This is a genomic window from Microseira sp. BLCC-F43 (assembly GCF_041929235.1).
In the GTDB taxonomy this organism is placed as follows: domain Bacteria; phylum Cyanobacteriota; class Cyanobacteriia; order Cyanobacteriales; family Aerosakkonemataceae; genus Microseira.
Genome location: NZ_JBHFNP010000118.1, coordinates 1 through 5,028, shown reverse-complemented (window position 1 = coordinate 5,028; position 5,028 = coordinate 1). Strand labels below are relative to the sequence as shown.

Annotated in this window: 6 protein-coding genes and 1 pseudogene; all 7 read right to left on the bottom strand. The window is 42.7% G+C overall.

Features of this window, described 5'->3' with window-relative positions; translation table 11 throughout:
• Window positions 1-58 precede the first annotated feature (58 nt).
• Window positions 59-226: an HNH endonuclease gene (locus ACE1CM_RS17465; RefSeq protein WP_374878798.1), complete on the bottom strand. Its 168-nt coding sequence runs from the start codon at window positions 224-226 to the stop codon at window positions 59-61.
• Window positions 227-457: 231 nt separating this feature from the next.
• Window positions 458-1,714 carry a group II intron reverse transcriptase/maturase gene (gene ltrA / locus ACE1CM_RS17460; protein ID WP_374878791.1) on the bottom strand — a complete coding sequence of 419 codons (1,257 nt, stop codon included), beginning with the start codon at window positions 1,712-1,714 and terminating at the stop codon, window positions 458-460.
• Between the two features lie 643 nt (window positions 1,715-2,357).
• Window positions 2,358-2,573: an HNH endonuclease gene (locus ACE1CM_RS17455; RefSeq protein ID WP_374878797.1), complete on the bottom strand. Its 216-nt coding sequence runs from the start codon at window positions 2,571-2,573 to the stop codon at window positions 2,358-2,360.
• A 211-nt stretch (window positions 2,574-2,784) separates the two neighbouring features.
• Complete coding sequence (locus ACE1CM_RS17450) at window positions 2,785-2,895, bottom strand: group II intron maturase-specific domain-containing protein (protein WP_374878795.1); 111 nt, start codon at window positions 2,893-2,895, stop codon at window positions 2,785-2,787.
• A gap of 229 nt (window positions 2,896-3,124) precedes the next feature.
• Window positions 3,125-4,144 carry a reverse transcriptase N-terminal domain-containing protein gene (locus tag ACE1CM_RS17445; protein WP_374878789.1) on the bottom strand — a complete coding sequence of 340 codons (1,020 nt, stop codon included), beginning with the start codon at window positions 4,142-4,144 and terminating at the stop codon, window positions 3,125-3,127.
• A 578-nt stretch (window positions 4,145-4,722) separates the two neighbouring features.
• Window positions 4,723-4,842, bottom strand: a complete 120-nt coding sequence (locus ACE1CM_RS17440) for a hypothetical protein (protein WP_374878793.1) — start codon at window positions 4,840-4,842, stop codon at window positions 4,723-4,725.
• Window positions 4,838-5,028, bottom strand: a pseudogene (locus ACE1CM_RS17435) (RNA-guided endonuclease TnpB family protein); the annotation flags it as partial. The gene ACE1CM_RS17440 and the pseudogene ACE1CM_RS17435, both read right to left, overlap by 5 nt.

The window sequence follows — 5,028 nt, the reverse complement described above, 5'->3', positions numbered from 1 at the left end:
CCGCTCTCCCCTCTCCTGAGAACGCAGCATGAGAGTTTCCAACTCACTGCGCTCAAGCCTAACTTCCAGCCTTTTGAGACTGGGTTTTAGTTTTGGAATGTACCTGTTTGTGACAAGCTAGATGGACGTGCTGTAGGTTGTACTCGTCGTCAGTACCGCCAATAGCAACAGGTACGATGTGGTGGGTTTCAATTTCCTCCCCATTTAATAGTGGTTCCCCGCAGATAGGACAATTCCAATTTTGATTTTGAGCAACTGAGTAATATTTACTCGCTCTGCTCCAATAAGATTTGCCTTGTCTTTGGTTTCGTTTAGTCCAGTATTCTTGTTGGAGAGGGTTATCAGGTGAAGCATCCCCCTTGACCTTTACGTAACGTTCAATGGGCGCTCTATTGGATAAAGAGTAATAATTTTCTCTTTTCCTTGGCGGTCGCTAATTGTACTAGCGAACGTCCATTTATTTAATGGTTTTGAAGTATCTTTGACTGACCCATTTTGTGTTTTTCTTTGGATGTTGGCGTTTACACCACCGCCAGAGGTATTCCCACACCCTGTGTGCTATGTAACTGAAGGTTTGTTTGCTAACTGCCCCTCTATAGTAGTTAGCAAAACCTCTGAGAATTGGATTGTGCTTTCTAATTATTGCTTCTTGGTTGCTCCCGGACAGACTTTTTATCTCTTGACCGATTCTCCTACAGAAGTCGAGAACTTTAGGTTTGTCGGGTTTAATTAACAGTTTCCTGTCATATTGTCTGAGGTTATAACCCAAGAAATTGAAGCCATCTTCTATTGACGTAATTAACGTCTTCTGGGCACTGAGTTTAAGTCCTCTTTCTGACATCCACGCTTGAATCTGGAGCTTGGCAGTTTCGAGACTTTCCTTATCTCTAGCCGTGAGGATAAAGTCATCAGCATATCTGACCACACCTAATCGTTTATTGGTGGATTTTATATATGTTTCTAATCCATGCAATCCGATGTTGGCTAACAGGGGGGAAATGACTCCTCCCTGTGGTGTGCCCGTCTCTGTAGGGTTTAGTTTGCCTTTGAGAACAAATCCAGCTTTTAACCATCCTTGGATTAGCCCTCTTTTTGGGAAGTTACTAATCATTTTTAGGATGGATTCATGGGCGATGTTATCGAAGAAGCCTTTAATATCAGCTTCTAGAACCCATTTATCATTGCTACCTCTGGGATTGTCACTTAATCTGGTGAATGATTGTTCGATAGCATCTTGACAACTTCTGCCTGGTCGAAACCCATAGGAATTAGGATCGAATCTGGCTTCCCACTCAGGTTCCAGTGCATTTTTAACTATTGCCTGCATGACTCTATCCCTGACGGTTGGGATACCGAGGGGACGCATTTTGCCATTTTTATTGGGGATTTCTACCCGACGAACGGGTTGTTGGTTTCCCCCATTCCATGTATTAACAAATTCCACTCTTTGGGCTGGTGAGTTGATTACCTCCTTATCAATACCAGCAGTTTGTTTACCTTGATTGGTTTGAGTGATTTGTCGGACAGACAATAATAGGTTGGCGTAACTTCTTAGCATCAATTTCTGCAAGTTTCTCACCTGGCGGAAATTACCAGTCTCTGAGGCACGAAAGATTCTTCGACGTAGATTTATGACGGCTTTAGTCATCTGTCTCCAGTTGAGCTGGCTCCAGTCTTTCAGCCGTTCTCTTTGTCCGTTTACAGTCATTTTCATGGCAGGATATAACTTATCATTGAGTTCGATTTCCCAGTCATTTCATCATTTCGTATTAGACCGAGGTTAAGTCTGCTATTACTTTCGTTCAGGAGCAAATTTTGAACTCCTATCTGACTCATTACAAGTCAGCATTCGCTTTTTAACCTATCCTCTATCCTCCAGAGAATTGTGTCCTCGTTACCTTAGACCTACTAGGAGTTTTCGACCTCTCCTAGACTCTGTAGGACTTACCCTGTCGTATCGTTTGGTTTTACATTCTCGGTTAGGTGCTATCTGTTCAGCGATGGGTTCAAGTTCACACGACTCATAAATAAAAGAGTTATGAATCCACCCATACTGTCCTATCAGCCTTATTTGGACATTCCCGGTATTACGCCGTTTACCGATAGTTCACTTTCGTTCACCATTCGAGAACTCTCTCTAGCTCCTGACCGACTTAGGCTGTCAGCTTCGGCTACATTCGTGGTCTGCACTCCGGTTGTTTCGTTACCTATTTGACCGTGACCGGACTCTGAGATAGAGTCTTTTACGCGAGAGTAAGGGGTGTGAATCCCTTAGTGGAGTAGGCTCCACGTGCCAAACGACCTTTCAGGTCGCGCCTTACAGAACCGGACGTGAGATTTTCACCTCATCCGGCTCCTCAATGACTTGGCTCTATGTCATGAGTACCGTTACTGCCGTCAGTGGCAGTTTTTTGATCGTGGCAGTGTCTATGAAGCGCTTGAAGATTACCATAGTTGTTTTTTCCTCCTTTTGATTTGGGATTGCTCTGGTCGATTTCAATCAAGTCTTCATATCTAAAAAGCAGCCCACAATGGTTACATCTTCGCTTCTGTCTCTTTAGTAATGTTGTCATTTTCTTTGAAACTTCTGGGTGATTTCCCATTCGTGTACCCCAGTAGACCCAATCGCCGTCATATGGGCTTCTACTTCCTTGCACTTTGACATATTCTTTTTTATCTATGTCAGTATGCTTTGTAAGTTGCCACCCGTTTTTTGTGGCAAATCTCCATTTTTCGTTACCGACGGTGTGCCTGGATTTATTAGATATTTCATGTAGGCTACTTTTATGACAGCGGCGATGCCCAGGCTCTGAGTTTTTGATAAACTAGGGATTCCATTTTTCCAAATACTTTTACACAAGTTACTGTTGAGTAATATTTGGCGCATCCTTTGATAATTGGATTCAGTTATTGAATCAATTCGGATTGTTTGGAATGTTTATGGTTGTCTATGACTTTGGCAATGTGCTTTTGATGTATTTGGCGTTTTTCCTTGCTGGGCATAATGAGGGTGCAAAAACCTAGTGGTTCTTTCTTAGAATTCCTGGCACTTCGGTATAAACCAGTTTTATACTGCCGAATGTGGAATCCTAAAAATTCCAACCCAATTTTTCCTTCAGACTTTTCAAAATTCGGCGAAATTCTTGTTAGACTTGGCTTGAACTCTAAACTTATGCCAATTAACCATTCTGAAATTATTTCCTGACATCTTTGAATTGCTTCTAGGCTTTCGTGGAGAATTACGAAAATCGGCAGATCTGATTACTGATATTGCATCTCTTTTATCTCGTTTGGGCAGTTGATACCTTCCACAAGAACGAGTCAGATCGAATGTTTCAGATAAACCTTTGATTAGTTCTTCCATTCCATGTAGAGCAATATTTGCCAATAGTGGCGAAATTACTCCACCTTGCGGCGGGACTTCTGTTGTAGGAAATAATTCCTTTCCATCTATAACACCAGCTTTTAACCAGGCGAGGATTTGTCTCCGTATGGTCGGGAAGGTGTTTAATTTTTCCAACAGTTTTTGGTGGTTTATGCGGTCAAAACATTTGGCAATATCGGCATCCAGAACATATTTTGGTTTATGCCTGATTGCGTTGAATATTGCTGTGACTGCATCATGGCACTCCCGTCCTGGTCGAAACCCGAACGAATTTGGTTCAAAAACCGCTTCCCATTCTGGTTCTAGTGCTAGCTTTACTAGAGCTTGTAATGCTCTGTCGAATATTGTGGGTATACCTTGGGGGCGTTTTTCACCATTGGGCTTTGGAATCCATACTCTGCGAGTTGGTTTACTTCTACCCGTTAGTTTTAATTGCCCTACCATATCAGTACGTGCCTCTGGAGATAGTGCTTTCACACCATCCACACCAGCCGTCTTTTTACCTTGATTATCTTGTGTTACCCGTCTGACTGCTAGACATTTTGACGACCAAGCCCTCATTAGGGTTTTCTGAAGTTTGCGGACGGCTTTGACATCACCACGACTACTGGCTTTATAGCTTCGTTTTTGCAACTTGTAAACAGGTTTTTCTATATCTTTCCAGCGCAATTCCCTCCAGTTTTGGCTGGAATATAATCGCTTGCAGATAGGTATATCGTGTTCCCATTCCATCCTGAATTTTAATTCGGCTTTAGACATATATATTGCTACTGGCAACTCTATATTCCAAGTTTGAAGTGCCCCTGTCTGCGTATCCTGAACGTTACTTCAGGCTTTAGCTTTTTAGGCAATCCCAGCCGCTGCTTTCTTAAGGATGGTTTCCTACTTAACTATCGACCAGGTTAAGAGAAAACAGCGGATTACTTCGTGACAAATCACCTTTTGTTTGAATCTTTAGAGTATCACTCTCCACCGGATTTAAGGACAGTGCTTATGAGTCAAAGCAACAATTGCTCATGTCGATTATTCTTGCCTTTTGGCTTGGGCTAATTAACCGTCGTTGCCCATTAGACCTTACGATGGTTCGGTTGTGATTTCAGGCTTACGCTTTACTCATGGATTCATGCTTGCAGGGATTTTCTGTACGGTTTGGAATTACCTGCTTTCTATCCCGCTTTACCCATTTGATAACCATTCGCCTGAGTAGGGATAGTGCTGTCACCGCTGCACCTGCGGGGGTAGACTTGAGGTTTCTAGGATACTTTCTCTCACTACCAAGGTGATTTAGTTATCATTAGTTAAGGATGTAAAGTGCGAACTCTACCCATATGGGTTACTTAACTAATGTCCAACATCCCCCTATCATTAGGTTTCCCTGGAACGAATCGCACGTTACTACGGTCTATATGACCGCAATTTCTGCATTCAGTACTAGAATGTTTTGGATTGACCTTAATTACGACCTTTCCTCGCTGATGCCTCCGGCACGCGCTTCGCGAACGCAGCTAGATACTCAATCTTTAAGATCAACTCATTCCACGCGGCATCCCTTATAGCGCGATTCAATCCTTTCTTCTTCGATTGACCATTGGGTAAAAATATTCCAGTGGTATCGTCTTTTTTGGGCTTACACCGTCGTAACA

Bases quoted from the DNA above. Each gene is read 5' to 3' on its own strand.
- ACE1CM_RS17445 (WP_374878789.1), bottom strand. From the start codon at position 4,144: ATGTCTAAAGCCGAATTAAAATTCAGGATGGAATGGGAACACGATATA.
- ltrA (WP_374878791.1), bottom strand. From the start codon at position 1,714: ATGAAAATGACTGTAAACGGACAAAGAGAACGGCTGAAAGACTGGAGC.
- ACE1CM_RS17455 (WP_374878797.1), bottom strand. From the start codon at position 2,573: ATGACAACATTACTAAAGAGACAGAAGCGAAGATGTAACCATTGTGGG.